General features: G+C 69.8%; 24 protein-coding genes, 1 tRNA gene and 1 riboswitch. Of the genes, 12 read left to right on the top strand and 13 right to left on the bottom strand.

Annotated features, from left to right (window positions below; genetic code table 11):
• Positions 1-94: 94 nt before the first annotated feature.
• Entirely contained in the window at positions 95-532 is a 438-nt protein-coding gene (locus tag ABZ815_RS02580; protein ID WP_357693160.1) for a hypothetical protein, read from the bottom strand.
• Positions 533-751: 219 nt separating this feature from the next.
• Between ABZ815_RS02580 and ABZ815_RS02575 the strand changes: the two genes are divergently transcribed.
• Together ABZ815_RS02575 and ABZ815_RS02570 are read left to right on the top strand one after the other, a co-directional pair.
• On the top strand, positions 752-1,288 hold the full coding sequence (locus ABZ815_RS02575) for a peptidylprolyl isomerase (RefSeq protein WP_357693158.1): 537 nt from the start codon (positions 752-754) through the stop codon (positions 1,286-1,288).
• A 109-nt stretch (positions 1,289-1,397) separates the two neighbouring features.
• The gene (locus ABZ815_RS02570) at positions 1,398-2,261 is read left to right on the top strand and encodes a rhomboid family intramembrane serine protease (protein WP_357693156.1); all 864 of its coding nucleotides are present in this window, start codon (positions 1,398-1,400) and stop codon (positions 2,259-2,261) included.
• Positions 2,262-2,295: 34 nt separating this feature from the next.
• Here ABZ815_RS02570 and ABZ815_RS02565 read toward each other — a convergent pair whose 3' ends face one another.
• Positions 2,296-2,541 carry a cell division protein CrgA gene (locus ABZ815_RS02565; RefSeq protein ID WP_357693154.1) on the bottom strand — a complete coding sequence of 82 codons (246 nt, stop codon included), beginning with the start codon at positions 2,539-2,541 and terminating at the stop codon, positions 2,296-2,298.
• A gap of 144 nt (positions 2,542-2,685) precedes the next feature.
• Between ABZ815_RS02565 and ABZ815_RS02560 the strand changes: the two genes are divergently transcribed.
• From ABZ815_RS02560 to ABZ815_RS02550, 3 genes are read left to right on the top strand one after another with little or no spacing between them, the layout of a single operon-like run.
• Positions 2,686-3,309: a class E sortase gene (locus ABZ815_RS02560; RefSeq protein WP_357693152.1), complete on the top strand. Its 624-nt coding sequence runs from the start codon at positions 2,686-2,688 to the stop codon at positions 3,307-3,309.
• A gap of 1 nt (position 3,310) precedes the next feature.
• A complete protein-coding gene (locus tag ABZ815_RS02555; protein WP_357693150.1) occupies positions 3,311-3,469 on the top strand; it encodes a hypothetical protein in 159 nt (52 codons plus the stop codon).
• A complete protein-coding gene (locus tag ABZ815_RS02550) occupies positions 3,466-4,038 on the top strand; it encodes a gamma-glutamyl-gamma-aminobutyrate hydrolase family protein (RefSeq protein ID WP_357693148.1) in 573 nt (190 codons plus the stop codon). The genes ABZ815_RS02555 and ABZ815_RS02550 overlap by 4 nt, the downstream gene beginning before the upstream one ends.
• Positions 4,039-4,211: 173 nt before the next feature.
• On the opposite strand, the gene pknB is transcribed toward ABZ815_RS02550, so the two are convergent.
• The 7 genes from pknB to ABZ815_RS02515 form a co-directional block, all read right to left on the bottom strand.
• Positions 4,212-6,053, bottom strand: coding sequence for a Stk1 family PASTA domain-containing Ser/Thr kinase (pknB, locus tag ABZ815_RS02545; RefSeq protein ID WP_357693146.1), 1,842 nt, complete (start codon positions 6,051-6,053; stop codon positions 4,212-4,214).
• An 83-nt stretch (positions 6,054-6,136) separates the two neighbouring features.
• Positions 6,137-7,507 (bottom strand): protein kinase, encoded by a 1,371-nt coding sequence (locus ABZ815_RS02540; RefSeq protein ID WP_357693144.1) that lies wholly within the window; start codon positions 7,505-7,507, stop codon positions 6,137-6,139.
• A gap of 21 nt (positions 7,508-7,528) precedes the next feature.
• On the bottom strand, positions 7,529-8,989 hold the full coding sequence (locus ABZ815_RS02535) for a penicillin-binding protein 2 (RefSeq protein ID WP_357693142.1): 1,461 nt from the start codon (positions 8,987-8,989) through the stop codon (positions 7,529-7,531).
• Positions 8,986-10,404 (bottom strand): FtsW/RodA/SpoVE family cell cycle protein, encoded by a 1,419-nt coding sequence (locus tag ABZ815_RS02530; RefSeq protein ID WP_357693140.1) that lies wholly within the window; start codon positions 10,402-10,404, stop codon positions 8,986-8,988. Before ABZ815_RS02530 ends, ABZ815_RS02535 begins: the two co-directional genes overlap by 4 nt.
• Positions 10,405-11,703: a Stp1/IreP family PP2C-type Ser/Thr phosphatase gene (locus ABZ815_RS02525; RefSeq protein ID WP_357693138.1), complete on the bottom strand. Its 1,299-nt coding sequence runs from the start codon at positions 11,701-11,703 to the stop codon at positions 10,405-10,407.
• Positions 11,700-12,170, bottom strand: a complete 471-nt coding sequence (locus tag ABZ815_RS02520) for an FHA domain-containing protein (RefSeq protein ID WP_357693136.1) — start codon at positions 12,168-12,170, stop codon at positions 11,700-11,702. Before ABZ815_RS02520 ends, ABZ815_RS02525 begins: the two co-directional genes overlap by 4 nt.
• Positions 12,171-12,187: 17 nt before the next feature.
• Positions 12,188-12,928 carry a DUF3662 and FHA domain-containing protein gene (locus tag ABZ815_RS02515; RefSeq protein ID WP_125640997.1) on the bottom strand — a complete coding sequence of 247 codons (741 nt, stop codon included), beginning with the start codon at positions 12,926-12,928 and terminating at the stop codon, positions 12,188-12,190.
• Positions 12,929-13,125: 197 nt separating this feature from the next.
• On the opposite strand from ABZ815_RS02515, the gene ABZ815_RS02510 reads away from it, so the two are divergent.
• Together ABZ815_RS02510 and pdhA are read left to right on the top strand one after the other, a co-directional pair.
• Positions 13,126-13,208: transfer RNA gene (locus ABZ815_RS02510), tRNA-Leu, on the top strand.
• A 380-nt stretch (positions 13,209-13,588) separates the two neighbouring features.
• A complete protein-coding gene (pdhA, locus tag ABZ815_RS02505) occupies positions 13,589-14,668 on the top strand; it encodes a pyruvate dehydrogenase (acetyl-transferring) E1 component subunit alpha (RefSeq protein WP_357693134.1) in 1,080 nt (359 codons plus the stop codon).
• Here the strand turns inward: pdhA and ABZ815_RS02500 are convergent.
• Positions 14,638-15,684 carry a hemolysin family protein gene (locus tag ABZ815_RS02500; RefSeq protein WP_357693132.1) on the bottom strand — a complete coding sequence of 349 codons (1,047 nt, stop codon included), beginning with the start codon at positions 15,682-15,684 and terminating at the stop codon, positions 14,638-14,640. The two genes, pdhA and ABZ815_RS02500, sit on opposite strands and share 31 nt — an antisense overlap.
• A complete protein-coding gene (locus ABZ815_RS02495; protein WP_357693130.1) occupies positions 15,681-17,027 on the bottom strand; it encodes a hemolysin family protein in 1,347 nt (448 codons plus the stop codon). Before ABZ815_RS02495 ends, ABZ815_RS02500 begins: the two co-directional genes overlap by 4 nt.
• 244 nt (positions 17,028-17,271) lie before the next feature.
• Between ABZ815_RS02495 and ABZ815_RS02490 the strand changes: the two genes are divergently transcribed.
• Positions 17,272-18,531, top strand: coding sequence for an LCP family protein (locus tag ABZ815_RS02490; protein WP_357693128.1), 1,260 nt, complete (start codon positions 17,272-17,274; stop codon positions 18,529-18,531).
• A gap of 46 nt (positions 18,532-18,577) precedes the next feature.
• On the opposite strand, the gene ABZ815_RS02485 is transcribed toward ABZ815_RS02490, so the two are convergent.
• Entirely contained in the window at positions 18,578-19,225 is a 648-nt protein-coding gene (locus ABZ815_RS02485) for a GPP34 family phosphoprotein (protein ID WP_357693126.1), read from the bottom strand.
• A 22-nt stretch (positions 19,226-19,247) separates the two neighbouring features.
• Here ABZ815_RS02485 and ABZ815_RS02480 point away from each other — a divergent pair, with 22 nt between their 5' ends.
• The 4 genes from ABZ815_RS02480 to ABZ815_RS02465 all read left to right on the top strand — a co-directional run bounded on the left by ABZ815_RS02480 (position 19,248) and on the right by ABZ815_RS02465 (position 22,642).
• On the top strand, positions 19,248-19,853 hold the full coding sequence (locus ABZ815_RS02480) for a TenA family protein (protein WP_357693124.1): 606 nt from the start codon (positions 19,248-19,250) through the stop codon (positions 19,851-19,853).
• 37 nt (positions 19,854-19,890) lie between these two features.
• On the top strand, positions 19,891-20,769 hold the full coding sequence (locus ABZ815_RS02475) for a DNA-formamidopyrimidine glycosylase family protein (RefSeq protein WP_357693122.1): 879 nt from the start codon (positions 19,891-19,893) through the stop codon (positions 20,767-20,769).
• Positions 20,770-20,795: 26 nt separating this feature from the next.
• Positions 20,796-21,119, top strand: coding sequence for a rhodanese-like domain-containing protein (locus ABZ815_RS02470; protein ID WP_357693120.1), 324 nt, complete (start codon positions 20,796-20,798; stop codon positions 21,117-21,119).
• 51 nt (positions 21,120-21,170) lie between these two features.
• Positions 21,171-21,284, top strand: a riboswitch (TPP riboswitch).
• Positions 21,275-22,642 (top strand): cytosine permease, encoded by a 1,368-nt coding sequence (locus tag ABZ815_RS02465; RefSeq protein ID WP_357693118.1) that lies wholly within the window; start codon positions 21,275-21,277, stop codon positions 22,640-22,642. (Overlaps the previous riboswitch by 10 nt.)
• Here the strand turns inward: ABZ815_RS02465 and ABZ815_RS02460 are convergent.
• On the bottom strand, positions 22,628-23,200 hold the full coding sequence (locus tag ABZ815_RS02460; RefSeq protein ID WP_357693116.1) for a methylated-DNA--[protein]-cysteine S-methyltransferase: 573 nt from the start codon (positions 23,198-23,200) through the stop codon (positions 22,628-22,630). The two genes, ABZ815_RS02465 and ABZ815_RS02460, sit on opposite strands and share 15 nt — an antisense overlap.
• Between the last annotated feature and the right edge of the window lie 54 nt (positions 23,201-23,254).

Here is a 23,254-nt window from a genome sequence, read left to right as displayed (position 1 = left end):
TTCTCGCCGCCGCGTGCTCGCGCGACAACCGGCGGGGGCACCCCCCCGCGCCCCCGCGCCCCCCCGCGCGGGGGGCCGCGCTTTTCGAGCCGGATCAGGGCCTGTGGTGAGACGCCTGGTCCGTCTTGTTCTGCACGTTGGACGCCATCCGGTCCGCCGACTGCGCGGACCTGTCCGCCTTCTCGCTGACCCAGCGTGACGCATCGGAGGCAGAGTCCTTCATGTGCTCGGTCCACTGCTGGGCGTTGCGGCGGTAGGCCATGTAACCGATCGCGCCGACCGCAAGACCGGTCAGCAGCACCATCGTCGGCCACCGCCGTGACCGGGACGGTTTCGGGTCGATTCGCTTGGCCGCCGCCGTCAGCATCCTGCTGACCTTGGGGGCGACCTGATCCTCGAACCCGTGCGCCGCGGCGTCGAGCCTAGGCGCCGCCCAGTAACGGGCGTCTTCGATGCGCTGGGCGGTGGCCACCTTGGCCTGGTCCGCCATTGGCGCCATGCGATGGCCGGTCTTGACGGCCTGGGCCTTCATTCGGCCCATCCACGTGGCGGGTACCTCTATTACCACGCGGCGTCTCTTCAGTGTCAGGGACACGACAACCTCCCCTGTCGTTGGGGCCCCGCGCTTGACCTTCCCTGGACAAGGCGGCTCAATCATGGCGGTCCATGGGAGGATGGCCGAGGAGGCCGAACGGCCATATTCCTCAGGACATCACATACAACCCTGTACATAGAGGGGGGCAGCTGTCTCGTGGCTGAGAAGCTGATCGCTAATTTGAAGACCAATCGCGGCGACATCAAGGTCGAGCTTTTCCCGAACCAGGCGCCGAAGACCGTCCGGAACTTCGTGGAGCTCGCCGAGGGCACCCGCGAGTGGACCCATCCGGAGTCGGGCGAGAAGAGCACCGCCCGTCTGTACGACGGGACCGTCTTCCACCGGGTCATCTCCGGTTTCATGATCCAGGGCGGCGACCCGCTCGGCCAGGGCATCGGCGGCCCCGGCTACGAGTTCGACGACGAGATCCACCCGGATCTCTACTTCAACCGGCCCTACCTGCTGGCCATGGCCAACGCGGGCGTGCGGTTCGGCAAGGGCACCAACGGCTCGCAGTTCTTCATCACGGTCGTGCCCACGCCGCACCTCAACGGCAAGCACACGATCTTCGGTGAGGTCGTCGAGGGCCAGTCGGTCGTCGACGCCATCGCCAAGACCGACACCGACCGGCGCGACCGGCCCGTCCAGGAAGTCGTCCTGGAGTCGGTCACCATCGAGCGCGTACAGGGCTGAGCCGATCCCTGCGGGGGGCGGGCCACTCTCGGGTCCCGCCCCCTGGGGAAGCCCCGGAACCCCTGATCGACGGCACACAGCTGGGTCTGGTACGTCATAGGCTCTGGACATGACCAGCCAGCCGCCCAGCCCGCCCTCGCAGCCCGAGCAGCCCGCCGAGGCGGTCCCCACGTGCTTCCGGCACCCCGGCAGGGAGACCTGGGTCCGCTGCCAGCGCTGCGACCGGCCCATCTGCCCCGACTGCATGCGCGACGCCGCCGTGGGCTTCCAGTGCCCCGAATGCGTCGCCCAGGGCAACCAGGGCTTCCGCCAGGCCCGTTCCACCTTCGGCGGCCAGGTCGTCAGCACGCCGTACGTCACCTGGGCCATCCTGGCCCTCAACGTCCTCGTCTTCGGCGCCCAATACGTCATGCCCACGGTCACCGGCACGCTGCAGATGTGGCCGGCCGGAGTGGCGGTCCTCGGCGACTACTACCGGCTGGTCAGCGCCGCGTTCGTGCACGCGGGCGTCTTCCACATCCTGTTCAACTGCTGGGCCCTCTACGTCGTCGGGCCCTACCTGGAGCGCGCCTTCGGCCACGTGCGCTTCGCGTCGCTCTACCTCATCAGCGCCGTCGGCGGCAGCACGCTCAGCCTCTGGCTCGACCCGCTGAGCCAGCCGACGGTGGGCGCGTCCGGAGCCATCTTCGGCCTGTTCGGCGCCATCTTCGTGGTGAGCCGCAAGCTCAACATGGACGTACGCGGCATCGCCATGCTCATCGTGATCAACCTGGTGATCACCTTCGTGTTCCCCGGCATCAGCTGGACCGGGCACGTCGGCGGCCTGATCACCGGCTCGCTGCTGGCGGGAGCGATGGCCTACGCCCCCAAGAACAACAGGACCCTGTGGCAGGTGCTGGCGATCGTGGGAGCGCTGGCCGTGCTAGCCGTGCTCGTGATGGCCCGGACCTCGGCGATCCTGAGCTCGATCTGACTTCCCCAGGCTGTGGAAAAGACTGTGGAAAGAACTAACGCCAGCGGGTGGAAAGAACCACACCGAAGATGATGAACACAAACCCGATCAGCAGGTTCCAGTTCTGGAGGTCGCTGAAGAAGGGCGCCTGCGGGGCGACGTAGTAGATCGCGATCCACAGGATGCCGATGATCCACGACACCACCATGGTGGGCGCCAGCCAGCGCGGGCTGACCTTGATCTGCTGGGACTTCTGCGGCGGCGTGTAAACCGCCTTCTTGCGAGCCTTGGACTTGGGCACTGGGTAACTCCTGCTGAGGGCCTGGGCTTCCGGATCGTCCACAGGCTCTTCGTTAAGCGTAGTTGAAGCGTGCCCCAGGATAGTCGCCACGCGCACGCCATGGCGATCCCCCGCGTCGGGAGATGTGACGAATACGCTGACGACATGCGGTCCATCTTCCGGGCCGTGGGGGAGCTGAGCATCACCGCCGGCCTGGTCCTCATGCTGTTCTGCGCCTACCTGCTCTGGGGCACCGGCGCCTACACCAAGAGCCAGCAGTTGCTGCTCCAGCGCGAGCTGGCCGCCGAGAAGGCGGAGCACGACCGCGGCCGCATCGACAAGATCGAGCTCGGCAAGGCCGTCGCCATGCTGAGCATCCCGAGACTCGGCCACGACTACCGGTACGCCATCGTCGAGGGCGTGGACGCCGAGCACCTGAAGAAGGGCCCGGGACACTACCCCGACAGCGCCATGCCCGGCCAGATCGGCAACTTCGTGCTCTCGGGCCACCGGACCACGTACGCGGCCCCGTTCAACGAGATCGACGAGCTCGAACGCGGCGACGAGATCATCGTGGACGCCCCCGAGGCCCGCTACACCTACCGCGTGACCTCTCAGGACATCGTGGAGCCCACCGAGGTGGACGTGCTCGCCCCCGTGCCCGGCAAGCCCGACATCCGCCCCATCCGCGCCTACATCACCCTCTCCACCTGCCACCCCGAGTACTCCGCCGCCCAACGCCTCATCGTGTACGGCGTCCTCAAGAAGACCGAGCTCAGAAAGGAATGACATGTACGGCTGGATCTGGCGCAAACTGCCCGGCGACCCACGTACCAAGGTGCTGACGGCCGCCTTGCTGGTCGTGGTCGCGGGGGTCGTACTCTGGTATGCCGTGTTCCCGCTCCTGGAGCCCGCGGTGACGCTCGACGAGGTGACCGTAAGAAGATGACCCGCCTGCTGGTCGTGGACAACCACGACAGCTTCGTCCACACGATCGTCCAGTACCTGCGCGTCCTGGGCGCCGACTGCGACGTCCGCCCCCGCGACGTCGTCGGCGTGCGCGACGGCGACGGCTTCGACGGCGTCCTCGTCAGCCCGGGGCCCGGCACGCCGGAGGCGGCCGGCGTGAGCGTGCCCCTGGTGCTGCGCGCCGCCGAGCGCGGCACGCCCCTGCTCGGCGTCTGCCTCGGTCACCAGGCCATCGCGGTCGCCTTCGGCGCCACCGTGGCCCGCGCGCCCGAGCTGGTCCACGGGCGCACCAGCCCGGTGTTCCACGACGGCAAGGGCGTCTTCGAGAGCCTGCCGTCGCCGGTGCCGATGACCCGCTACCACTCGCTCGCCGTGCTGCCGGAGACCGTCCCCGAGGTCCTCGACGTGACCGCCCGCACCGACGACGGGGTCATCATGGGCCTGCGCCACCGCCACGCGCCGATCGAAGGGATCCAGTTCCACCCCGAGTCGGTGCTGTCCGAGCACGGCCACCGGCTGCTGGGGAACTGGCTGCGCGGGATCGTGTAACGCCCGGCTCGCGCAGAGCGACTACCAAATGAGCGCCCCCGCCGTTGCCCCCGAGCGGCGGGGGCGCTCTTCGCGCCCGCCCCTGGACGGCCGGCGCCGCGGAACCCTTCCGGGAGAACGACGAGGGCCGCCCTCCCCGTGGGGAAAGGCGGCCCGTCGTGCTTCGTCAGCCGTCAGAACTCGTCGTCGCCGATCGGGTTGTCCTCGGTCGGCTCGTCGGACGGGAAGTCCGTCTGGTCGTCGGTCGGCTGCTGGGTCGGCTGCTCGTTGGTGGGCGGCGGAGCCGTCTCGGGACCGGTGGACACCACGATCGTGATCGTCGTGCCCGGCATCAGCTTCTGGCCCGCGGGCGGGTTCTGCTGGATGACCGTGCCCTCGGCCTGGTCGTTGGCCTGCGGCGAGACCTTCACCTTGAAGCCGGCGCCCTTGAGCGTGGCGGTGGCGTCCTGCTGGGTGTAGCCGGTCACGTCGGGCAGCTCGGTCAGCTCGAAGGGCACGTAGAGGGTGACGCTGGCGTCCTTCTCGATCTCGGTGCCGGCCGCCGGCTTGGTCTCGAACACCTTGCCCTGCGGCTTGCTGGACTGCTTGGTCTTGACCACGCCCTTCAGCCCGACGTCGTCGAGGGCCTTGATCGCCTCCGTGGTGGTCATGCCGATGAGCCCGTCGGGGACGGCGACCTTCTCCTTGCCCTTGGAGACGAACAGCTTGACCGTGGCGCCCTTGTCGACCTTCTCGCCCTCCGCGGGCTCGGTCCTGATCACCGTGCCCTTGCCGAACTCGTCGCTGGCCTCCTGCACCACCTCGGGCTTCAGGCCCAGGCCGATGAGCGCGCGCTGAGCGGGCTCCAGCTTCTGCGTGGCCAGGGCCGGGATGGGGATCCCGGCGTCGGTGGGCGAGGCCTTGGTGCCGAACACCAGGTAGCCGACCGTGACGAAGGCGCCGATGACCAGGAGCGGGATGACGATCCACAGCGCAGTCCTGAGCGCGTTGCCGCCACCGCCGCCGGACGCCCTGCGCCGCCCCACGCGGCTGCCGCCGTCGCCGCCGTCGTACTCGTACGGCGGGATCGCGCCGGTGCGCTGCGTGGCCGGGCCCTGGGCCGCCTGGGTGGCGGTCATCATGCGGGTGCCCTGGTTGAAGTTCCCGGTCATCGCCATCGTCTGCGCGTCGACCGGCATGCCGGACATGGCGCGCTGGATGTCGGCCCGCATCTCGCCGGAGTTCTGGTAGCGGTGGGCCGGGTCCTTGGCCATGGCCTTGAGCACGATCGCGTCGGCCCACGCCGGGATCTCACGGTCGATCTGCGAGGGCGGGATCGGGTCTTCGCGGACGTGCTGGTAGGCGATCGCCACCGGGGAGTCGCCGGTGAACGGCGGCTGGCCGGTGAGCAGCTCGTACAGCACGCAGCCGGTGGAGTAGATGTCGCTGCGGGCGTCGACGCGCTCGCCGCGGGCCTGCTCGGGCGACAGGTACTGGGCGGTCCCTATCACCTGCGCGGTCTGGGTCATGGTGGCGGCCGAGTCGGCCATCGCGCGCGCGATGCCGAAGTCCATCACCTTGACGTCGCCGGCGCGCGTGATCATCACGTTGGCCGGCTTGATGTCACGGTGGACGATGCCGCCGCGGTGGCTGTAGTCGAGCGCGCGCAGGATGCCGTCGACCAGCTCGGCCGCCCGCTCGGGCAGCAGCCGCCGGTCCTGGCGCAGCAGGTCGCGCAGCGTCCTGCCGTCGACGTACTCCATCACGATGTAGGGCACGGGGGTGCCGTCGGTGACGTCTTCGCCGGTGTCGTAGACGGCGACGACGGCGGGGTGGTTCAGCGAGGCCGCCGACTGCGCCTCACGGCGGAAACGGGCCTGGAAGGTGTGATCGCGCGCCAGGTCGGAGCGGAGGGTCTTGATCGCGACTATGCGGTCCAGCCGGATGTCTCGGGCGCGATACACCTCGGCCATGCCGCCGCGCCCGACGACACCGTCGAGCTCGTAACGACCTCCGAGTAGCCGAGGCTGAGTCATTTCCTGCACTGTCCCTTACCGTTCATCTTGGGTACCGGCCTGCTCGGGGGGCCGCCGGTGTCCATCATCGACCCCGTAGCGCATCACGTCTCCTCCTGCGGCGGGTTTGTACCACCCGGGTCCGGCGAAGCGGTTGGTGTCGGAGTTGTCGGTGTCCTGCTGGGCGTTGGGGTGGTGGGGGTGGGAGTCGGGGTACGGGTGGTCGGGGTTGGCTTCGGTGACGGCTTCTTCGTAGGTGCAGCCGACTTGCTTACCGTAGCCGACCGCGAGGGTACCGGCCGCGTCGACTTCACCGGAAGCGCGGGTGGTCGGCGCGTGTGCTTCTTCGTCCGCGTGGGCCTGAGCAGCTCAGGCGACTGCATCGGGGAGTGGCTGGGTTCGGCGATCTCCGGAAGCGGCGGCGGCGTCGTATCGCGATTGGCGAACGTGATCGCGCTCAGGCCCACCGCGGCCACGCAGCCGGCCGTGGCGACCAGCGCCAGCGTCCTCGCGCCGCGGCGGCTGCGGGCCGGCGGCTCGGGCGGGCTCTGGACCGTCGTCGCCGGGGCGAGGTTCTCGGTCGCCTGCTGGTCCTCCGTGGCCGGCTCGCGCACCCGGAAACCCGCGGGATCGGTGAACATGCTGAGGACGGCGCCCTGCTCGACGCCCTCGACCAGCGACTGGCGCAGCACGTACGCCCGGTCGGCCGCCTCCAGCGCCGAGGCCGGACGCATCCCCGGCTCCTTGGCCAGCAGCGTCATGACCAGATCGCGCACCGGGACGGGCACGTCCGCGGTGAGCGGCGGCGGCTGCTCGTTGAGGTGCAGCAGCGCGATCGCCACCTGGCTGTCGGCCCGGAACGGCGTGTGGCCCGCCAGGCACTCGTAGGCCACCACGCCCAGCGAGTAGAGGTCGGTCGCGGGGGTGAGCGGGAAACCCTGGGCCTGCTCGGGGCTGACGTACTGGGCCGTGCCGAGCACCGTGCCGGTCTGAGTCACCGGCGCGGCCTCCAGGGCGCGGGCGATGCCGAAGTCGGTCACCTTGATCGTGCCCTCGCGGGTGACCAGCAGGTTGCCGGGCTTGACGTCCCTGTGGATGATCCCGGAGGAGTGGGCCGCGTGCAGCGCCTTGGCGGTCTGGTGCACCACGTCGAGCGCCACCTCGGGCCCGAGCGCGCCGTTGCGCGCCAGGATGGCCGACAGCGGCTCGCCGTGCACCAGCTCCATCACGAGGTAGGCCAGGTCGCTCTGCTCGCCGTAGTCGAAGATCTGGGCCACCCCGGGGTCGGCCAGGGCGGCGGTGAGGCGCGCCTCGTTGCGGAAGCGCTCGCGGAACGTGGGGTCGGCGTGCATGTGGCTGCGCAGGATCTTGACCGCGACCTCGCGGCCCAGAAGCTCGTCACGGGCGCGCCACACCTCTCCCATACCGCCCGTGGCGATGCGGGAGAGCAGGAGATAGCGGTTACGGAGCCGCATGACCCAGCACGTTACCGTCATTCACTTGTTCAGCACCGCCTCCAGCACAGCCTTTGCGATCGGGGCGGCGGTGTGGCCGCCCGTGGCCTCCGCGCCGACGTTGGCGGCGCCGGACTCGACGATGACCGCCAGCGCCACCTTCGGGTCCTCGGCAGGCGCGAAGGAGATGAACCAGGCGTGCGGCGGCGCGCCGTCGGCCGTCTCCGCGGTGCCGGTCTTGCCCGCCACCTGGACGCCCGGCACCTGCGCGAGGTTGGCCGTGCCGTTGTTGACCACGCTCACCATCATGTCGCGCAGCTTGCCCGCCGTCTCGGAACTGACCGCTTCGGTCAGCTCCTCGGGCTTGGCCTCCTCCATGACGTCGTTCTTGGAGTCGGTGATCTTGTTCACCAGGTACGGCTTCATCACCTTGCCGTCATTGGCGATGCCGGCCGCCACCATGGCCATCTGCAGGGGCGTCATCCGGTTGTCGCGCTGGCCGATCGAGGCCATGGCGAGCGCCGCGTCGTCGTACTTGCTGCCGAAGTCGCTCTGGGCCACCGACATCGGCACGCCGATCTGCTTGCCCATGCCGAACTTCTCGGTCTGCTCGTTGAGCTTGTCGTAGCCCAGCTGCATGCCGATCTTGGCGAACGGCGTGTTGCAGGACTTCTCCAGCGCGTACACGAGCTGGACCTGGCCGGCGCCGCAGGCCGCGCCGCCGTAGTTGGGCAGGCTGATGGTGGTGTTGGGCAGCGGCAGCCGCTGCGGCGCCTCGACGGTGGTGCTCGGGCCGCGCGAGGAGTCGTCCTCCAGGTACGCCGCCGCCGTCACCACCTTGAACGTCGACCCCGGCGGGTACGTCTGGGCGATGGCCCGGTTGAGCAGCGGCTGGCTCTTGTCCTTGTCCAGCTCGTTGTAGCGGCCGAACACCTTGCCCTTGTCGGTGCCCGACAGCTCGGCGGGGTCGAAGGTGGGCAGCGACACCATCGCCAGGATCCCGCCGGTCTTCGGGTCGAGCGCCACCAGTGCGCCGCGCTTGCCGCTTGAGCGCAACGCGTCGTAGGCCGCCTTCTGCGCCTTGGGGTTGATCGTGAGGTCGACGTTCGCGCCCCTGGTGGGCTCGCCCGTGAACAGGTCGATGCTCCGCCGCAGCAGCAGGTCGGCGCTGGAGCCGTCGAGCAGCTTGTTCTGGGTGCCCTCGATCGCGCTCGCGCTCTCGGGCGAGAAGTAGCCCGTGACGTGCGCGTAGAGCTTCCCGTCGGCGTACTTCCTGATGAACCGGAAGTTCTTGTTGTCGGTCTCCACCGACTGGGCGATCACCTTGCCGCCGGCGGTGATCCGGCCGCGCTCGACGGCGTAGCGCTCGTAGTAGTTGCGGCGGTTGCTCGGGTTGGAGCGGTAGTCGTCGGCCCGGACCGCCTGGAGGATGTTCACGTTGATCATCAGAAGCGCGAACATGACCAGGCAGGCCACGGCCGCGCGCTTCAGAGTGCTGTTCATCGCTGGAACACCTGGGTGAGTCCTTCGTTCTGGATCGCCTGGGGCGGGGGCCGTCGCGCCGCGTCTGACATGCGTACCAGGAGCGCGATAAGGATCCAGTTAGCCAGCAGGGCCGAGCCGCCCTGCGACATGAACGGGGTGACCAGGCCGGTCAGCGGGATGAGGTTCGTCACGCCGCCGACGATGATGAACACCTGCCAGGCGAGGATGAACGACAGGCCGCCCGCCAGCAGCTTCGAGAACGGGTCGCGGGCCACGAGCGAGGTGCGCAGGCCGCGTTCGACCAGCAGGGCGTAGAGCATGAGCAGCGCCATCAGGCCGGTCAGCCCGAGCTCCTCGCCGGTCGCGGCGAAGATGAAGTCGGAGAAGCTCAGCGGGATCAGGTCGGGGTGGCCCTGGCCGAGCCCGGTGCCGAGGATGCCGCCCGCGCCGAACCCGAACAGCCCCTGCATGATCTGGTAGCTCTTGCTGCACATCGGGTCGCCCGGCGGGTCCTCCAGGCAGACGGGGGCCGTGCCGAAGAAGACCGGGTTGCTCGGGTCGAGCCAGGCGGCGAAACGCGCGCCGACGTGGTCGAAGACCTGCCCGGCGAGGAAGGCGCCGCCGACGAAGAGCAGGATGCCGATGAGCACCCACGAGGTGCGCTGGGTGGCGATGTAGAGCATCGCGATGAACGTGCCGAACACCAGCAGCGAGGTGCCCAGGTCCTTCTCGAAGACCAGCACCAGCAGGCTGAGCCCCCAGGTGACCAGGACCGGGCCGAGGTCTCTGGCCCGCGGCAGGTCGATGAAGAGCAACCGCCGCCCGGCCAGGGCCAGCACGTCACGCTTGGCCACCAGGTAGCCGGCGAAGAAGATCACCAGCGCCAGCTTGGCGAACTCGCCCGGCTGGATGGAGAAGCCGCCGATGCGGATCCAGATCTTCGCGCCCTGCACCTCGCTGAGCGAGCCGGGCAGCAGCGCCGGGATCGCCAGCAGCACCAGGCCCACCGCGCCCGCCGTGTACGTCAGGCGTTGCAGCATGCGGTGGTCGCGCAGCACGACCAGGGTGATCGAGAACATCACGACGCCGACCCCGGTCCACATGATCTGGTTGGTCGTGGAGGCGCCGCCCATGTCGGCCGACTCCAGCCGGTAGATCATCACCAGCCCTAGACCGTTGATCAGCGTCACCAGTGGCAGGATCAGCGGGTCGGCCCAGGGTGCGAACTTGGCCAGCACCAGGTAGGCCGCCAGCATCAGGCCGCCCAGGCCCAGCCCGTAGGCCAGCATGCCGGCGGGAACCTTGCCGTCGACGGCCAGGCCGACGTTGGCGTAGGCGCCCATGATGATCAGCACCGCCAAGGCGAGCAGGACCAGCTGGGCCATCCGCCGTTTGGCCGGCATCGGGACGGGGGTCGCGAGCATTTCTGCCATTTATTGCGATTTCGTCTTGGTGGCGGAGGGAGTCGGGGACGTGGCCGTGGTGGAGGTCGTGTCGCCCGTGTCGCCCTTGTCGTCCTGGGAGAACTTCAATCCGTTTATCTTCGTCACGCCTTCGTCGACGTCGGTGACGGGGATGCCGCTCTTGATCAGGGCCTGGTCCGCCGGGGACAGCTTGGAGAGCGGACGGCCCGTGCGCTTCTCCACGTGGAAGAACTCGATCGGGCCCACCTCCTGCTTGATCCCCTGGAAGATGACCACTTCGTCGCCCCTGGCACCGACGAAGAACTGGTCCTGGGTCCACTGCCATCCGAGGTAACCGCCGGCGCCCAAGGCGACGACGCCCACCCCGAGCACGGTGACCAGCACGGGCCACACACGACGACGCCGCCCCGAACGCCGGGTCGCCTGCGCGACCGGCTCATCGAAGTCGTCGCCGTCGGTGATCGCCGGCTGGGGTGCGGTCACCGCGCTCACTCGCCCCGGCTGGGTCTCCGGGGCGCCTCCTCGTAGCCTGGTCATCCCCGCGGCGCCGACCACCGCGGGCTCCGCGGGAACCTCCTGGCCGTCGGTGATCTCCAGCACGTCGGCGAGCACGCACGTGATGTTGTCGGGCCCGCCGCCCCGGTTCGCCAGATCGATGAGCTGGCGGACCACCTCTTCGGGGTCGTCGATGTTGGTGAGCGTGGCGTGCAGCGTCTCTGCGCTCACCACGCCCGACAGGCCGTCGGAACAGAGCAGGTAGCGGTCGCCCACCTGCGCCTCGCGCAGCGTGAGGTCGGGGTCGACCTCGCCGCTGCCGTCGAGGGCGCGCAGCAGGATCGATCGTTGGGGGTGCGTGGCCGCCTCTTCGGGCGTGATGCGCCCGTCGTCGACGAGCTGCTGCACCAGGGTGTGGTCATGGGTGATCTGGTAGAGCTCGCCGCGTCTCAGGAGGTAGGCGCGCGAGTCGCCCACGTGCACCAGGGCGACCTGGGTGCCGTTCCAGAGCATGGCGGTGAGCGTCGTGCCCATGCCTTTGAGGCTGGGATCCCGCCCGACCATCTCGTGCAGCCGGCGATTGGCGTCGCGTACCGCTGCCTCGATGGCGTTGAGCAGGTCACCCCCCTGTTGGGCCTCTTCCAGAGAGGCCATGGCGGCGATGGCGACGGAGCTCGCCACCTCGCCGTGTGCGTGCCCGCCCATGCCGTCGGCGACGGCCAGCAGGCGGCCGCTAGCGTACGCCGAGTCCTCGTTCCCTTCGCGGAGGAGGCCGACGTCCGAGCGGGCGGCGTAGCGGAGTGCGATGGTCATTTGCGCAATTCAATGACTGTCTTGCCGACACGGATCGGAACACCGAGCGGCACCGGGGTCGGACGGGTGACTTTCGAGCGGTCGAGATACGTGCCGTTGGTCGAACCGAGATCTTCCACGATCCACTGACCGTCCTGAGGGAAGAGCCGGGCATGCCGGCTGGATGCGTAGTCGTCGCTGACTACCAGCGTGGCGTCGTTCGCCCGGCCAATGGTGATGGGCGTCTCCGTGAGGTTAATGGTGGTGCCCTGCAATGGGCCACCGGTAACGATGAGCTGGCGTGGCTCGCCCTTCTTGCTCTTGGGCTTGGCCACCGGTTTGGCGGGCTTCACGGCTTTCCGTGGGCCCGCGGGAGCCGTGCGTGAACCGAACAAGTCAGTCCGGATCACGCCGACTGCGGCAATGACGAAGAACCACAGCACCGCCAGGAAGGCGAGCCGGATCAGCAGCAGCGTGAGCTCGGACATGGACCGTCTGTCTACCCCTAATCGCGCCGGAACACCAGAGTCGTGCGTCCCAGCGTCACTCGCGTGCCGTTCTGGAGCTCGATTCTGCGTACCGGCTGGCCATTGACGAAGGTGCCGTTCGTCGAACCGAGATCGACGAGGGCCACGAGCTGGCCCTCGACGCGCAGCTCCGCATGATGCCGCGACACTCCCGGATCGACAAGACGAAGATCGCAGTCGGTGCCCCTGCCGAGCAAGGTCACCGGCGTGGTGAGCTCGTAGGAGCGGTCGCCCTGCGGGTCGTCCTGGGTGGAGACGAGCAGCCTGGGCCGCCCGTTGAAGGCCCCGGGCCTGGACGGGGGCAGGTCGCTCGCCGGCTGGCGGATCTCGTCCTGCTCGACCGTCGCGCCGCGGATGACGCCCGACCGGATGCGGAACAGGCCCACAGCCAGGTCTCCGGCGGTCTCGAAGCGCACCCGGACCGGTCCCACGAAGGAATAGCCCTGTTCCTTGGCATACTCCCTGGCGAGGTTGGCCAGTTCGTGGCTGATGCTGTCGGCGTAGACCTCAAGCCTCTCGCTGTCGGTCGTGGACAGCTCCACCACGAAGTCGTTGGGCACGAGCGTGCGGCCCTGTGCGACGATCGCCGCCCGCTCATCCATCTCCCGCTGAACCGCGCTGGCGACCTCGACCGGCTGAAGGTCAGATTTGAACGCCCGCGCAAAGGCCCCCTCAACCAAGCCTTCGAGCCTTCGCTCGAAGCGCTGAAGGACTCCCACCGGGTACCTCCCTTCTTCCCTGCATATGATCGCGGCCCCAGACGCTTCCGGCGCCCGGTTTCCGCTCGTCCCACGTGGCGGCGTCGTGCGCTCGTTGCCAGTCGCGCCCAGCTCCTCCGCTTCCGTGTCTTCTGCGATCGTATCCGGGTTCAGTACCAGTGGCTGTTCCGTGCTACTGTTTCTCCGCACCCACAAACGGGCGGGTGGCGGAACGGCAGACGCGCACGGTTCAGGTCCGTGTGTCCGAAAGGACGTGAGGGTTCAAATCCCTCCTCGCCCACTTGGTGACTAGGGGATCCTTGGTCGCCGACCTTACAGGTCGGCTTCCTCGGGTCCCCTCGTCATATCTGCCCGGGGATAACCCCCGGACCCCCAGGGGGACAAGCTTCGGAGGATACTCCCCCGGGCCCCCGTTCATGGTGGTTGCCCTCTCGCCTCTTTTGGACTGGCCCACCGTTTCGTACCGTGTCTTGGTTCGCAAGGGTCCTGTGGTTTCTTTCTTGTGACGTGGCTCAAACGACTTTAGATCGGGGTCCTTGCAGGGGGCTTTCGGGTGGCTTGCGTGATTTAGGTCACATTGGTTTGGTGGGCGGGTTCGGGTGATCCTGGGGGCTACGGCAAACTGTGGCCGCTGGGTTCCGTTCAGGGGGGTTGCCGCTCATGGATGACTCGATGGTTCAGTTGCTCACGCCCTCCGGCGAGCGCGTGGAGCATCCGGAATATCCGTTGCTTATCTCGGATGATGAGATTCGCAGTCTTTATCGGGATCTCGTGATCGTCCGGCGGATCGACTCCGAGGCTGTCGCGCTCGCGCGGCAGGGCGAGCTGGGGCTGTGGACGTCCCTGCTCGGTCAGGAGGCCGCCCAGGTCGGTTCCGGGCGCGCCGTCGGCGATCTGGACGCCGTCTTCCCCTCGTACCGGGAGCACGGGGTCGCCTACTGCCGCGGGATGGACCCGCTCGACGTGGTCGCCATGTGGCGCGGCGTCAACCACGGCGGCTGGGACCCGGCCCGGCACAACTTCTTCCTCTACACGATCGTGATCGGGACCCAGGCGCTGCACGCCACCGGATACGCGATGGGCATGCAGCGCGACGGCGTCATCGGCACCGACAAGGCCGGGGCGACCATCGCCTACTTCGGCGACGGCGCCACGTCCCAGGGCGACGTGAACGAGGCGTTCGTCTTCGCGGGGGCCTGCCACGCGCCGATCGTGTTCTTCTGCCAGAACAACCAGTGGGCCATCTCCGAGCCGCAGGAGCGCCAGTCGCGCATCCCGCTGTACCGCAGGGCCGAGGGCTTCGGCTTCCCCGGCGTCCGGGTCGACGGGAACGACGTGCTGGCCTGCCTCGCGGTCACCCGCAAGGCGCTGGCGGACGCGCGGTCAGGGCAGGGGCCCACGCTCGTCGAGGCGTTCACGTACCGGATGGGGGCGCACACCACCTCCGACGACCCCACCCGCTACCGGGCCAAGGACGACGTGGAGGCATGGCGGCGGCGCGACCCCATCGAGCGGGTCAGGGCGTACCTGACCGCGGCCGGCACCGGGGAGGACTTCTTCGACGAGGTCGAGGCCGACGCCGCCAAGATCGGGGCCGAGCTGCGGAGGCGCTGCCTCGAACTGCCCGACCCCGTTCCTTCTGCGATGTTCGAGCACGTCTACGCCGAGCCGCACGCGCTGATCGAGTCCGAGCGGGCCCAGCACGCCGCCTACCTCGACGGGTTCGCCGCCGGGGAGTAGGCGCGCGAGGCGGCCTTGGTGTCCAGGAGCTCGCCCAGCAGGTCCGTGAGGCTCACCATGCCGATGACCGCGCCGCCCTGGCCGGTGACCAGCGCCAGGTGCGCACGGGCTTCCTGAAGGGCCGTCACGGCCTCGGGGACCTGCGTGACGCAGGCGAGCCTCGGCAGCGGCCTGGCCAGTTCCCCGGCCGTCAGCGTGGGCTGCAGGAGGGCGTCGCGGGCGTGCAGGACGCCCTCGATCCCGGCGGGGCCGCCCACCAGCAGCCGCAGGTGGCCGCTGCCCGCCGCCCTGGCCCTGATCTGGGCCGCTCCGGCGGTCGGGAGCACCTTGACGGCCCGGTCGATCGGGACCATCAGGCGCTCGATGCCCTCGGCCTGGAGCCGCAGCGCGCGGGTGAGCAGGTCGTGCTCCTCGCGGTCGAGCAGGCCCATCCGGCCCGACTCGCCCACCAGCATGGCGAGCTGCCGGGGAGTGCGGGTGGTGGCCAGCTCGTCACGCGGCTGCACGCCGAACAGCCGCAGTATGAGGTTGGTCAGCGCGTTCAGCGACGACAGCAGCGGGCGCATGAGCTGCGTGAACCCGCGGAACGGCAGCGTCAGGACCAGCGCCGCCCGCTCGGGGTGCGTCAGCGCCCACGACTTGGGCGCCATCTCGCCCACCACCATGTGCAGGAACGTCACCAGCGCCAGCGCGATCGTCAGCGCGATCGGCATGCGCAACGACTCCGGCACGCCGACGGCCGCGAAGGCCGGCTCCAGGAAGTGCTCGATGGCGGGCTCGGTGACCTGGCCCAGGCCCAGCGTGCACAGCGTGATGCCGAGCTGCGCGCCGGCCAGCATGAGCGAGAGCTGACGCCCGCCGCCCACGGCCGACTTGGCCGCGACCCTGACCAGGCGGTTGCCGCCCGAGGCCATCTCCTCCAGGCGGTGCCGTCTGGCGGAGACGAACGCGAACTCGGCGGCCACGAACAGCGCGTTGAAGAACAGCAGCGCGAGGCTGATGAGGATCATCGTCATCGGGACGCCTCCGCATGCTGCACGGGCGCGAGCCGCACCCATTCGGGGACCCGGCGGTTGAGCGACATGACGGTCAGCTCCGCCAGGTGCTCGGCCGCGTCGTCGGCGAACGGGTCGGTGTCCCCCTCGATCGGTACGGTCACCACGTCGCCGGGGTCGGGCATCCGGCCCAGCCGGGCCAGCACCAGGCCGGCGAGGGTGTCGTAGTCGTCGCTCTCCGGCAGCGCGACGCCGGTCGCGCGCTCGACCTCGTCGAGCCTGAGCCAGCCGGGCACCTCCCAGACGCCGCCGGGACGCTCGACGGCGCCCGCCGGCTCGGGGTCGTTCTCGTCGACGAGCTCGCCGACCAGCTCCTCGGCCAGGTCCTCGACGGTCAGCACGCCGGCCAGGCCGCCGTACTCGTCGATGACGCAGACGATGTCGTCGTTGGCCGCGCGCATCCGGTCGAGCACGGCCGGCAGCGGCAGCGAGTCGGGCACCAGCAGCGCGGGACGGGTGACGCTGCCGACCAGGCCCTCGTCCAGGCCGGACTCCAGCAGTTCGCGCACGCCAGTCACGCCCACCACGTCGCCGTCGTCGCCGACCACGGGGTAGCGGGAGTGGCCGCGTTCGCGCATGACGTCAAGCAGGTCGGAGATGGGCTGGGAGTCGCGCAGCGCCACCACGCGGGGGCGCGGCACCATGATCTCCTCGGCGTTGTGGTCGCCGAACTCCAGGGCGCGCTCCAGCAGCTCCGAAAGCCTCGGGGGCAGCTCGCCCGCCTGGGTCGACTCCTCGATGATCCGGGACAGCTCCTCCGGGGTCGCGCCGTGCTCGACCTCCTCGACCGGCTCGATGCCGACGCGGCGCAGCAGCCCGGTGGCGGCGGAGTCGAACAGCTTGACGACCGGTCCCACGACCGCCAGGTAGACCAGCGTGGACCCGGCCAGGAACTTGGCCACGGTCTCGGGCCTGGCGATGCCGAGGTTCTTCGGCGCCAGCTCGCCGAGCACCATCTGCACCACGGTCGCCACGAACACACCGGCGGCCACGGACAGTCCCGTGATCGCGGCGTCGGGCAGGCCCGTGGTGCCGAGCCAGGGCCGTACCAGGACGGCGATGGCGGGCTCGGCCAGGAAACCGACGAGCAGGGCCGTGACGGTGATGCCGAGCTGGGCGCCCGAGAGCATGAACGAGAGCCGGGAGGTCACCTGCAGCGCCTTTTCGGCCGCAGGGTCACCGGCGGCGGCCTGCTCGCGCAGGAGACCCCGGTCGGCGGCGACGAAGGCGAACTCCTGGGCGACGAAGTAGCCGGTGGCGGCGGTGAGGAGGAAAAGGGCCAGCAGGCCGAGATAGGCGCTCACCAGAGTGAGCCCTCAGAGGAACCCGTGCCGAGGCACGGGCCAAGACTCCACGAGTCCGGAGCGGACACGATCATCCCTTCGATAGAGGTCGTCCATAACGCTAACGACGCAGTCCGCGTCTATGTTTCCGCAGTGACTCTCCGCTAGTTCTGTGTACTTGTCCGTGGGAGAAACTTGGTGAGATGTCTTCACTGCAAGGGGGTTGGACGTAGCGTCTATGGCAAACCGAAGGGAAGAAGGCGAAGTGTCTGAGGACGACCGTACGCGGGCCATGCGCTCGCCGGGCGACGGCCGCCCGCTGCCACCGAGGCCCGGCGACGGTCCCCGCTCCGGTGGCGCACCCGCCCACCAGGTTCCGCCGGGCGTGCCGAACGCGCCCACCCACAAGCTGCCCGCCTACTCCGACGAGCAGCAGTCCCCGCCGCCTCCCAGATCGGGCGGCAAGGTCTACGGGCGGGAGCGCGCCGGGAACAGCCCGGTCAAACCGCTCAGGTCGTCGGACGACGAGCCCACGCCGGAGAGGCCGCGCGGGCCCAGAAGGCCACGGGTGCGCGGCAGGACCGTGCTGAAGATCGTCGCCGGCCTGGTCGCGCTGCTCCTGGTGGCGGCCGTGGGCCTGTTCTTCTGGGTCGACTCCAGACTGGCGGGCATCGACGGCGTGCTCGACGAGTACGAGGGCCGTCCCGCCGACACACCCGGCACCAACTGGCTGCTGGTCGGCTCCGACAGCCGCAAGGGCCTGACCGCGGCCCAGCGCAAGAAGCTGGCCACCGGGCGCGCGGTCGGGCAGCGCACCGACTCGATGATGCTGCTGCACATCTCCGACAACGGCGACAAGCCCACCCTGGTCAGCCTGCCGCGCGACTCGGCCGTGACCATCCCGGGGCGGGGGCGCGACAAGCTCAACGCGGCGTACGCGTCCGGCGGGCCGAAGCTGCTGGTGCGCACGGTCGAGACCGTCACCGGTGTGCACGTCGACAACTACATGGAGATCGGCTTCGCCGGGTTCGTGGGCATCGTGGACGCCGTCGGCGGCGTCGAGATCAACGTCCGGGCCGACGTGGACGACCCCAAGGCCGGGCTCAAGCTGAAGAAGGGCAAGCAGGTGCTCAACGGCTCCCAGGCCCTCGGCTACGTGCGCACCCGCAAGGGCGGCGCGCTGCCGGACTTCGAGCGCACCAAGCGGCAGCGGCAGTTCCTCGGCGCGGTGGTGAAGAAGGCCGCCAGCCCCGGTGTGCTGATCAACCCGTTCACGTCGATCCCGCTGGCCATGAGCGCCACGGACGCCGTCGAGGTGGACTCGAGCACGGGCGCGTTCGACATGCTCTCGCTGGGGCTGGCCATGGGCGACAGCCCGGTCACGACCGTGGTGCCGTTCGGCGGGAACGAGATCGTCGCCGGCGGCGGCGCGGCGGTCAAGTGGGACCGGCTCAAGGCGCTGGCCCTCTTCGACGCCCTGAAGGCCGACAAGCCGGTGCCGAAGGAGATCGTGGACGCGGGCTGACCCGCCCCCTGAGGCGCGCTCCCGGCGCGCCTCACAGGACTGCGGATCAGCTCGTGGCGGCGACGGTCGCGGCGGTGGTGGTGGTGAGGATGACGGCCGCCGTGATGGCGCTGATCGTCTTGGCGACCGCCTGGCCGGCCCACTCGCCCTCGGCGATCTCCTTGACGCGCCCGCGGTCGGCGCCGGGGAACGCCTTGAGGTCGAGCTTCGCGGCGTACATGATCGCGATCAGGGTGGCCGTGCGCTGGTCGGGCTCGGCGCCGGCGAGGACGGCCGTCACGCGTTCGCGCACGTCGGCCTCCACCTGAGGGTCGGACTCCGGCCAGCGGGTGGTCGGGAAGATCCCCAGGACCTTCCTGCGCTCCTCGGCCAGCACGCCCGACTCGGCGAGCCTGGTGAGCAGCCGCCGGCGCAGCTTGCCCGACTGCAACCGCTGCACCCACCACGCGGGCTTCCTGGCCTTGCCGTCCTCGGCCATGCGGGCGAGGGCGGCGTCGAGCTCCTCGTCGCCCGGCGGGGCCGGGTCCTTGACCGTCACCTTGTCGTCGGCCAGTTCCACGCGGCCCGCGGCGGCCAGCTCGGCGAGGATCGCGCCGCCGAGCGCGGGGTCGAGCTGGATGCCCCCGATGAGCTGCCTGCCTTCCTCCTCGCCGTAGGCGAGCAGGAGGAGTTCTTCGGCGATCGTCACGGTCATGCCTCGACACTAACCTCCCAGCATGAGCATCTCGGAAAAACTTCACGCGATCGGACGTCCGCTGCTCCAGGCGCAGCTCGACCATCCCACGGTGGCCGGGATCGGGCGTGGCGACCTGCCGGAGCCGGTCTTCCGGTCCTGGCTGGAGCAGGACTACCTGTACCTGCTCGACTACGTGCGGGTGTTCTCCAGGCTGGCCTGGCAGGCGCCGGACGGGCATCTGGGGGACCTGGTGGATCTGGCGCACGCGACGTACCACGACGAGTTGCGCCTGCATCGGTCGTTGTCGGCGGAGTTCGGGGCCGACCTGGACAACGCGGTGAAGGGGCCGGCGTGTGTGGCGTACACGGCGTTCCTGTTGGAGGCGGCGGGGTCTTATGGGGAGGGGCTGGCCGCGCTTTATCCGTGCATGTGGGGATATTCGAGTCTTGGGAAGATCCTTGCGGAGAACCCGCCGGCCGAGCCGCGTTACCGGGCCTGGGTGGACACGTACGCCGATCCCGGGTTCGCGGCGCTGACCGTACGGATCGGGCAGATGATCGACGAGGCCGACCCCGACCCCGTACGGGCGGAGGCGCTGTTCACCGAGGGCATGGCCCACGAACTCGCCTTCTGGGACGTGCCGTAGTCGCGTGACGGCCCGGCGCGCGCCATACCCTGGTGGCATGCCGGAACTTCCCGAAGTGGAGTCGCTCACCCACTTCCTGCGCGAGCGGGCGGTCGGCCGTTCGATCGCGGGCGTGGACGTCGTCGCCTTCCAGGCGCTCAAGACGTTCGACCCGCCGGTCACCGCGCTCGGCGGGCTCACCGTCACGGGCGTGTCGAGGCACGGCAAGTTCCTCGACCTCGACTGCGACGGCCTGCATCTGATCATCCACCTGGCCCGCGCCGGCTGGCTGCGCTGGCGTGACGACCTGTCCGGCGCGCGGCCGGTGCGGCCGGGCAAGGGGCCGCTGGCCGTACGCGTACGGCTGGCGCCCGACGACGACGGCCTGGCCCCCGGGTTCGAGCTGACCGAGGCCGGCACGCAGAAGCGGCTGGCCGTCTACGTCACCGACAAGCCGGAGGACGTCCCGGGCGTCGCCGCCCTGGGCCCCGACCCGCTCGACGACGCCTTCACCGTCGAGGCGCTCAAGCGCATCGTGGGCGGCAACCGTGCCCAGATCAAGGGCCTGCTGCGCGACCAGAAGGTGATCGCCGGCATCGGCAACGCCTACTCCGACGAGGTGTTGCACGCCGCCAGGATGTCGCCGTTCAAGATCGCGGCGACGCTGACCGACGCGCAGATCGCCGACCTGCACGAGGCCATCGTGACGACGTTGCACGACGCCGTGGAGCGGGCGCACGGGCTGGCGGCCAAGGACCTCAAGGCGGAGAAGAAGTCCGGGCTGCGCGTGCACAACCGGGCGGGCCAGCCGTGCGACGTGTGCGGCGACACGATCCGCGAGGTGTCGTTCGCCGACTCCTCGCTCCAGTACTGCCCGACCTGCCAGACGGGCGGCAGGCCGCTGGCCGACCGGCGGATGTCGCGCCTGCTCAAGTAGGGTCCCGGGCGCGGGATGATGGAAGCATGACCGTTCCAGAGATCGAGGCCACCGCCGTTCCCGACGACGCCTACCTGCTCGACGTCCGCGAACAGGACGAATGGCTGGCCGGCCACGCCCCCGAGGCCGTGCACATCCCCATGTCGCAGATCCAGGGCCGCGTCGAGGAGGTGCCCGCCGACCGCACCGTCTACGTGGTGTGCCGGGTGGGCGGCCGGTCGATGCAGGTCACGGCGTGGCTCAACCAGCTCGGGCGCGACGCCGTCAACGTGGGCGGCGGCATGCAGTCGTGGGAGTTCGCGCGCCGTCCGATGGTCAGCGAGACCGGACAGCAGCCGTTCGTGGCCTGAATGCCCCACTGTGGCGGTTCTTCCGCCACTGAGGCATGATGAGGGCGCCAACTGCATAGTCGCGGGAGCTCGGGGTGCCGGGCTGAGAGGGCAGCAACACAGCCGCTGCCGACCGCCTGAACCTGTCCGGGTAATGCCGGCGTAGGGAGTGTGCGATGACGCATGTCGTCGACGAAGTACCGCTGACCCTTGACGGCGCGCCCCCCAAGACCCTCGGCGTCCTCGACCAGGGCGCGCTCTGGGCCAACCTCGGCGTCAGCCTCCTCGGTTTCTCCGGGGCGCTCATCCTGATCGACCCGCTGGGCGGCGCCCCGCTCAGCCTCGTGGCCGCGCTCACGGCCGCCGTGGTCGGCAGCCTCATCGGCACCGCCATGGTGGGCCTGTCGGCCATTCCCGGCACGCAGACCGGGCGGCCGGCCATGGTGCTGCTGCGCGGGCTGTTCGGGGCGAAGATGTCGTACGTCCCGTCCGTGCTGAACATCGTGCAGATGCTCGGCTGGGGGGCCTTCGAGCTCTGGGTGATCGCCAAGGCCGCGAACGCCATCTTCGGGGACGTCCCGTACCAGGTGTGGGTGGTGGTGGCGGGCGTGCTGACCACCGCGCTGGCCGTCTGGCCGCTCGGGTCGATCAGGCTGCTGCGCCGGTACGTGACCGTCGGCGTGATCGTGTCGCTGATCTGGTTCACCGTGTCGTTCCTGGGTGAGGCGCCGACGTACACGGGCGGGTCGTGGACGGCCTTCGCCCCGGCCGTCGACTACGTGATCGCCCTGTCGGTGTCGTGGGTGCCGATGGCCGCCGACTTCGCCAGGCACTCGCGCTCCAGCCGGGCCGCCTTCACCGGCGTCGTCGGCGGCTACACCGTCGCCCAGGTGGCCTGCCTGGCCCTCGGCGTGTACGCGGTGGCCATCGCGGGCGCCCAGGCGGTCCAGGCCGACGGCATGGTCGTGTTCCAGCCGTTCGTCGTGGCGCCGCTGGGCGCGCTGTTCTTCGGCATCCTGGTGCTGCGCGAGACCGACCAGTCCTTCGCCAACGTCTACTCCACCACCGTCTCGCTCCAGAACCTCATGCCGAAGGTCGACCGGCGGGTCGTCTCCACCGCGATCGGCGTGCTCACCACCGCGATCGCCCTGGTCGTGGACGTCACCTCCTACGGCGCGTTCCTCGGCGTGATCGGCGCGGTGTTCGTGCCGATGTTCGCGGTGCTGGCCGTCGACTACTTCGTGCTCGGCGGCGCCGCCCGCTGGAACACCGCCGAGGACGCGCCCTCGCGCTGGCTGATGCTGCTGCCGTGGGCGCTCGGCTTCGCCGCCTACTGGTTCACCACCTCGACGCCCACCGTCGCCGGCTGGGACGACTTCTGGGCGGCCGCCCGCGACGCGGTCGGCTTCACACGGGAGATGTGGATGAACGGCGCGCTCGGCGGCGCGCTCGTCGCCGCCCTGGTGACCCTGCTGATCGGTGGGCTGACCGGTGGACTGACCGGTGGGCTCACCAGGGGCCTGCGCCGGTCAGCGGGCCGTTGAGACGCGGCGCTCGACGTTGAGCAGGTGCTGCTTGGCGGCCACGCCTCCGGCGTAGTCGCCGAGCTCGCCGTCCTCACGGACCACCCGATGGGAGGGCACGATCACGCAGACGGGGTTGGCGCCGACCGCGTTGCCGACCGCGCGCAGCGCGCGCGGCCGTCCGATGCTCGCGCCGATCTCCTCGTACGTCGTGGTCGTGCCGTAGGGGACGGCCATGGTCTTCTGCAGCACGCTACGGGCGAACGGCGTGGCCAGCGCGAGGTCGACCGGCGTGGCGAACGTGCGCAGCCGCCCGGAGAAGTACGCGTCGAGCTCCCGGCGCACCGGGTCGAGACGGCGGGCGTCGGGCCCGATGAACGTGCCGACCTCCTTGGCCACCCGCTCGTACACGACGTTCTCGGACTCGAAACTGCAGGCCGCGATGCCTTTGCCGGTGACCGCCAGGACGAGCCTGCCCACGGCGCCGTCGTAGGTGCCGAACGCGATGTGCGGCGGGCCCTCGCCCTTGTAGGTGTTGGAGGTCACTCTCAGCAGGGCATCGAGGTCGCTGCTCGACATGCCTCTCACCCGTTTCAGCCACCGGAATCTTCGTGAGCGCAGCGTATCGGACGG

The organism is Nonomuraea sp. NPDC047529 (genome assembly GCF_040642995.1).
GTDB lineage: Bacteria > Actinomycetota > Actinomycetes > Streptosporangiales > Streptosporangiaceae > Nonomuraea.
The sequence above is the reverse complement of the archived record's forward strand: the minus strand, read 5'-3'. Positions and strand labels throughout refer to the sequence as shown.

Bases quoted from the DNA above. Each gene is read 5' to 3' on its own strand.
- ABZ815_RS02580 (WP_357693160.1), bottom strand. From the start codon at position 532: ATGAAGGCCCAGGCCGTCAAGACCGGCCATCGCATGGCGCCAATGGCG.
- ABZ815_RS02570 (WP_357693156.1), top strand. From the start codon at position 1,398: ATGACCAGCCAGCCGCCCAGCCCGCCCTCGCAGCCCGAGCAGCCCGCC.
- ABZ815_RS02560 (WP_357693152.1), top strand. From the start codon at position 2,686: ATGCGGTCCATCTTCCGGGCCGTGGGGGAGCTGAGCATCACCGCCGGC.
- ABZ815_RS02555 (WP_357693150.1), top strand. From the start codon at position 3,311: ATGTACGGCTGGATCTGGCGCAAACTGCCCGGCGACCCACGTACCAAG.
- ABZ815_RS02550 (WP_357693148.1), top strand. From the start codon at position 3,466: ATGACCCGCCTGCTGGTCGTGGACAACCACGACAGCTTCGTCCACACG.
- pknB (WP_357693146.1), bottom strand. From the start codon at position 6,053: ATGACTCAGCCTCGGCTACTCGGAGGTCGTTACGAGCTCGACGGTGTC.
- ABZ815_RS02540 (WP_357693144.1), bottom strand. From the start codon at position 7,507: ATGCGGCTCCGTAACCGCTATCTCCTGCTCTCCCGCATCGCCACGGGC.
- ABZ815_RS02535 (WP_357693142.1), bottom strand. From the start codon at position 8,989: ATGAACAGCACTCTGAAGCGCGCGGCCGTGGCCTGCCTGGTCATGTTC.
- ABZ815_RS02530 (WP_357693140.1), bottom strand. From the start codon at position 10,404: ATGGCAGAAATGCTCGCGACCCCCGTCCCGATGCCGGCCAAACGGCGG.
- ABZ815_RS02525 (WP_357693138.1), bottom strand. From the start codon at position 11,703: ATGACCATCGCACTCCGCTACGCCGCCCGCTCGGACGTCGGCCTCCTC.
- ABZ815_RS02520 (WP_357693136.1), bottom strand. From the start codon at position 12,170: ATGTCCGAGCTCACGCTGCTGCTGATCCGGCTCGCCTTCCTGGCGGTG.
- pdhA (WP_357693134.1), top strand. From the start codon at position 13,589: ATGGATGACTCGATGGTTCAGTTGCTCACGCCCTCCGGCGAGCGCGTG.
- ABZ815_RS02500 (WP_357693132.1), bottom strand. From the start codon at position 15,684: ATGACGATGATCCTCATCAGCCTCGCGCTGCTGTTCTTCAACGCGCTG.
- ABZ815_RS02485 (WP_357693126.1), bottom strand. From the start codon at position 19,225: ATGACCGTGACGATCGCCGAAGAACTCCTCCTGCTCGCCTACGGCGAG.
- ABZ815_RS02480 (WP_357693124.1), top strand. From the start codon at position 19,248: ATGAGCATCTCGGAAAAACTTCACGCGATCGGACGTCCGCTGCTCCAG.
- ABZ815_RS02475 (WP_357693122.1), top strand. From the start codon at position 19,891: ATGCCGGAACTTCCCGAAGTGGAGTCGCTCACCCACTTCCTGCGCGAG.
- ABZ815_RS02470 (WP_357693120.1), top strand. From the start codon at position 20,796: ATGACCGTTCCAGAGATCGAGGCCACCGCCGTTCCCGACGACGCCTAC.
- ABZ815_RS02465 (WP_357693118.1), top strand. From the start codon at position 21,275: ATGACGCATGTCGTCGACGAAGTACCGCTGACCCTTGACGGCGCGCCC.
- ABZ815_RS02460 (WP_357693116.1), bottom strand. From the start codon at position 23,200: ATGTCGAGCAGCGACCTCGATGCCCTGCTGAGAGTGACCTCCAACACC.